The sequence below is a fragment of the Enterococcus sp. BWB1-3 genome, from assembly GCF_016745275.1.
Taxonomy (GTDB): Bacteria; Bacillota; Bacilli; order Lactobacillales; family Enterococcaceae; genus Enterococcus_L.
This window is the reverse complement of record NZ_JADOEP010000054.1, coordinates 1-4,659: the sequence shown is the minus strand read 5'-3', so window position 1 is coordinate 4,659 and position 4,659 is coordinate 1. Positions and strand designations below refer to the sequence as shown.

The 4,659-nt window shown below is 28.9% G+C and carries 4 protein-coding genes and 1 pseudogene; 4 read left to right on the top strand and 1 reads right to left on the bottom strand.

Annotation, left to right across the window (positions count from 1 at the left end; all coding sequences use genetic code 11):
• A pseudogene (locus IW492_RS18230) lies at window positions 1–155 on the bottom strand (IS982-like element ISLgar3 family transposase); the annotation flags it as partial.
• Between the two features lie 325 nt (window positions 156–480).
• On the opposite strand from IW492_RS18230, the gene IW492_RS17700 reads away from it, so the two are divergent.
• Genes IW492_RS17700 through IW492_RS17685 form a run of 4 tightly spaced genes read left to right on the top strand, consistent with a single transcriptional unit; the run spans window position 481 to window position 4,149 of the window.
• Complete coding sequence (locus tag IW492_RS17700; protein WP_202069412.1) at window positions 481–645, top strand: hypothetical protein; 165 nt, start codon at window positions 481–483, stop codon at window positions 643–645.
• Complete coding sequence (locus IW492_RS17695; protein ID WP_202069411.1) at window positions 645–1,541, top strand: class 1 isoprenoid biosynthesis enzyme; 897 nt, start codon at window positions 645–647, stop codon at window positions 1,539–1,541. Before IW492_RS17700 ends, IW492_RS17695 begins: the two co-directional genes overlap by 1 nt.
• On the top strand, window positions 1,538–3,562 hold the full coding sequence (locus tag IW492_RS17690; protein WP_202069410.1) for a sensor histidine kinase: 2,025 nt from the start codon (window positions 1,538–1,540) through the stop codon (window positions 3,560–3,562). Before IW492_RS17695 ends, IW492_RS17690 begins: the two co-directional genes overlap by 4 nt.
• Window positions 3,559–4,149 (top strand): response regulator transcription factor, encoded by a 591-nt coding sequence (locus IW492_RS17685; RefSeq protein ID WP_202069409.1) that lies wholly within the window; start codon window positions 3,559–3,561, stop codon window positions 4,147–4,149. The genes IW492_RS17690 and IW492_RS17685 overlap by 4 nt, the downstream gene beginning before the upstream one ends.
• The last annotated feature ends 510 nt before the right edge of the window (window positions 4,150–4,659 follow it).

The following is a 4,659-nucleotide window of genomic DNA, read 5'->3' as shown; positions in this document are numbered from 1 at the left end:
GTTGTACATGAATGAAGAATGCCAAAAAGATAACAAGTTAGAATAACGACATCCGATTGTTTCGCTAACTGTTTGTTTTTTCGGTTTTTGACTGTATCAGGAGTATATTCTTCATACAACCGTGATACTCGAAGCAGTAAATTTTCGAAAGTTATAGTAAAATGAAGTTGGAAGGTTCTTGCATGCTTTCTTACCTCGTTTCTTAGCCGATTTGAGGCTAGTGTAGCAAGAACTTTCTTTTTTTGCATGTTTAAACTATTTTAACTGGCACTAAGGGTATTAGATATAGATTTTATCAATGTAGATGATATAAATAGATAAAATTTATCATGTATATTCTTGAATGAGCAGTATATATTTTCTTTATTTACGTTAGTAACAAATCTATACTCAAAGTATAATAAAATAAGACATAATCTATTAGATTAAAATCAAAAATTAATGATATTTAGAGGGTAAACTAGAAAGGAAGTCGTATTAATGGATACTGCATTATCAGAAAAGCAAGTATGGGAGTATATTTTGGCTTTAAAAAATGACGAGATTTCTTTTGAGGAATTGAAAAAGCAATTACCTAGAGAAGCATACAATGGACTTGAAAAAAGTTTTATCCTTGATGACAACCCTATTGTTTGGAATTCGTGATGGAAGTACTTGAGGGTACATTGAGAAGCATAAAAGAGCTAGATATTTCCAATAGTCATTCAGACTACTTGATTAGTAGTTTAAATGAAAAAGCGAAATCGGAATTTCTTTGGGGTAAGCTGTATCTATTTTTATCTCAGATTTCCTCGAAACAAAGAAACATAGAACAAGAACATGTGCTTGCTTCTAATTTAGAACTATTTATGATCGCTTCTGATATAATTGATGATTTAATGGATAAGGATAATTTCAATTTCAATAGACTGAATGAACCAGTTCATTTTGGAATAACAATGATCTTTGAAACACTTTTTACTCTAACTCATGAGATAAAAGGAGAAGACGTAAAGAAAACATTTCTTAATAATATAAAAGAAAGTCTGTTTTATCAGTATTCTGATATGAGTAATACCGTTTGCTTTGGACAGGATGAAGAGGCTTACTTCAGTTTAAGTGTAAAAAAATCAATTTATTTGGTGAATGCTGTGGAACAATTGGCTTTTCAAGAAGAGGAATTATCGATCAAGACTTTCTCAAAATATTTTGCTATAGCTAGCCAAATAAGTAATGATATCAAAGATGTAATGAAAGATGATTCATATGACTTAACTAATCGAAAGGCAACTCTGCCAATTATAAAAGGTATCGAGGCTTATACAAAGTATAACAACAAAGAAAACAATAATAAAATAAATGCCTATTTTTTTGAAAAAAATGATAACCTGTATGAAGAAATCAGACTACTAATAATTGAATCTGGCAGTTTAGAATACTCTAATTTCTTAGTAAGTGAATATTATCAAAAGGCATATGATAGCTTGTGTAATTGTTTTCCGAATTCACATAAAGAAATAAATGCCTTGTTCCAATATCTCAGGTTAAGGAGGGACATATGACACGATATATAACTAGCTTTTCTGTGCTACTAAATTTATTATGTTACACCATTTATATGAAAGTTTTTTTCAGTCAAATGATGGATATTTCTAATGAAATTTTAGTTATGCTGTTTTTTGTTTTTGCATTGCAGGCGATAGCGACATATGGCAGTATTGTTGCTAATGGAAATATTTCATTATTGTATTTTTCAATTAGTATTTATATTATTGCATGGATTCTGATGCTGTTATTAGCCAAAGAACAAATTGGACTCGTTGTTTCCACGATATTGATGTCAATATTTCCACTATTCATCATATTTTTCTTTCTTAGCCTATTTGAGCAAAAATATCTATCAAAATATCGACTTTTCTTTCTTCTACAAATCTGTATGAGCATAAATAATATTTTTATTTATTTTTTTCTTCCCATTACTGAGTATTATACACTCTCTTTTCTTTCATGTTATATTTGCTGCTTTCTTATTTGTTTTACTATTTATCATCAAAACTTTAAAGATTTAAAATTCAGAAAGATAGGAAGATTCTTACTGTTAAGCTTTATGGGCGGTTTTGGTCCATTTCTGTTATTCCATATAATTCCATTGAATCTTCTAGGTTTAAAAATTTTTGATCATTTTTACTGGACGATCTACTTTTTGTTGGTTTTTCCTATCACAGTATTAGTCCTATTAAGAAAATTAGAGATAACATCAAGAAACTATTTAGTATACACAATCTTCTCTAACATTGGTATTTTCTTATCTTTTTTTGTTGTAATGGATACTGTAATATATATCATCCTCTCCCCAAAAATTACTGACTTGTTACGGTTGAACAACTTCACTTTAATTTCAGTGTATTTAACTTATCATATTATTAAATGGAAATTTGAAACAAGGGAACAAAAACTTGCAAAGGATATATCTTTATTTCATGAACAAAAAACAAACGTATCGTATCAACTGTTATCTAATGAACAATTTGAATCAACAGCGAAAATTATTAGCGAGGTATTATTATGCGCTTATGAATTTTCTGGTGTGGCATTTGTATGGTCTGAAAACGATAACTCTCCATATTTTTTATTTAAGAACAAGAACTTGGTAAACATTGATCGTAAATTTATTGATGATCACCATCTGTTTTCTGATGAAGAGAAACAATTAGTTAGTTACAAGAACGAGCAAATGTTAGTAATTCCTATGTTGAAAATGAATCAAGTTAGAGGTCTGATTTTGGTTTCTAAAGAAAAAAGTGAGCGTTTCTCAAAAAACGAATTGAATGAACTTTCAAAATCTGCTGAAGAAATTACCTTGTTTTTGCATACAACGGAGCAACGTTTAAAACTTGAAAAAATACTAATTACTCAACACTATTCAGAATTTGAGCGTGCTGCGTATATTAAAAAGCACGATTTAGCACAGGAAGACAAAAAGAAATTAGCCAATTATTTACATGATGATGTTCTTCAAACTATTTTAGCTGTTAAAAATTTGAATTTATCAATTGAATCCAACGACCGAAAGACAATTGAGTTAATTGATCAAACTCTAAAATCTCTTTCACTCTCAATGAGGGACCACATGACTCAGATTTATCCGTCATTTTTGAGTGTGCTACCATTAGAAAATAGCTTTAAAAAAGTAGCTGAGAATTTAGAAATGATTTATCAATTAAGCATCGATATAGACTGGCATTTTAAAAATAATTTGCTATTAACTGAAACAGAAAAAGTATTTTTTTATCGAATTTTTAAAGAACTATTAATAAATGCATACAAACACTCGAAAGCAAACAAAATAGACGTTGAGTTAACCCAGCGAGATAGCGAAAATATATTACGCGTAATTGATAATGGGACGGGAATAAACAGGAATCAACTAAATGATAATGAATTTTATTATGATCATTTGGGGTTACTCTCAATCAAGCAAGAAGTCGATTACAAGAATGGAAAATTTGTTATTTATAGTGGGAAAGAAATTGGCACAGACATTGAAGTTAAGATACCAGTAATGAGAGGAATGAAGATATGAAGCTTTTATTGATTGATGATCATCAATTATTTTCCTCAAGCTTAAAATTGGTGATGGAAAAATTTGATGTGGTGGAGAATGTCATTACATTAGATAAGCCTCACTTAATTAATGATTATCTACTGAAAGATATGGTTGATTTAATTTTGTTGGATATAAATCTTGGTAAAGATAATGGATTACTTATTGGAAAAGAAATAAAAAAGCAATTCCCCACTATTCCACTAGTTTTTTTGACAGGTTTTGATTTTGAGGAATATCGATTTCAAGCAGAATTACTAAATGCTAGCGGCTTTTTCAGTAAAAATATATCTCCCGAAGAGTTAGTGAGTAATCTATATCAAATTGTTGAAAAAGGCGCCAATTTTATTGAACAAGAAGAATCAATTTTGACTAAAAAGGAAAAAAAAATATTAAATTATTTGAGCGAAGGGAGGACACAATCAACAATAGCCAAGGAGTTACTAATTAGCAGAAGGACAGTAAACACACATGTTCAATCAATTCATGATAAATTTAACGTGTCTTCAACTTCAGAAGCCATAATCAAAGGAGTAAAATTAGGCATTATCTCTATAATTAACTAAAATTTTTAATTCATAAAAAAAAGTGATGGAAAATGTAAATTAGGCACATTTTTCTGTCACTATTTATATTCTAATAATTAATAGTGACTTTGCACAGAATACCTATTTAAATCATGCTGAATGACATTTAAAATGAAATTAAAGTTGATAGTAATCTTACTTGAAATGAGTCCAATGACACAAACCTTAATTGTTCAAAAGGTTTACTAATATACACTTGATGCGAATTAGACAATTTTAGTTAGTTTCAAAATTGTTGTTATTGCTGAATTTCTGTTTGATAAACTTTCTATGTAATTATACTAGTGAACTATTAATTTTAAAATCAGAAGGAGGATAAAAATTCGGATACTATATCGATTTTAAAATTATTATTAAATATATTTCCGCAAATTTTATAATCAAGTTAGCCACCTAAAAAATAAAAAAACATCCTAGTGAAAAATCGTGTATTATTGAGGTTCCAACACCAATCAATAAGGAGACTTTTCACTATGACTTATACACATT

Excerpts from the sequence above, each read along its gene's own strand:
- IW492_RS17700 (WP_202069412.1), top strand. The coding sequence starts at position 481 with ATGGATACTGCATTATCAGAAAAGCAAGTATGGGAGTATATTTTGGCT.
- IW492_RS17695 (WP_202069411.1), top strand. The coding sequence starts at position 645 with ATGGAAGTACTTGAGGGTACATTGAGAAGCATAAAAGAGCTAGATATT.
- IW492_RS17690 (WP_202069410.1), top strand. The coding sequence starts at position 1,538 with ATGACACGATATATAACTAGCTTTTCTGTGCTACTAAATTTATTATGT.
- IW492_RS17685 (WP_202069409.1), top strand. The coding sequence starts at position 3,559 with ATGAAGCTTTTATTGATTGATGATCATCAATTATTTTCCTCAAGCTTA.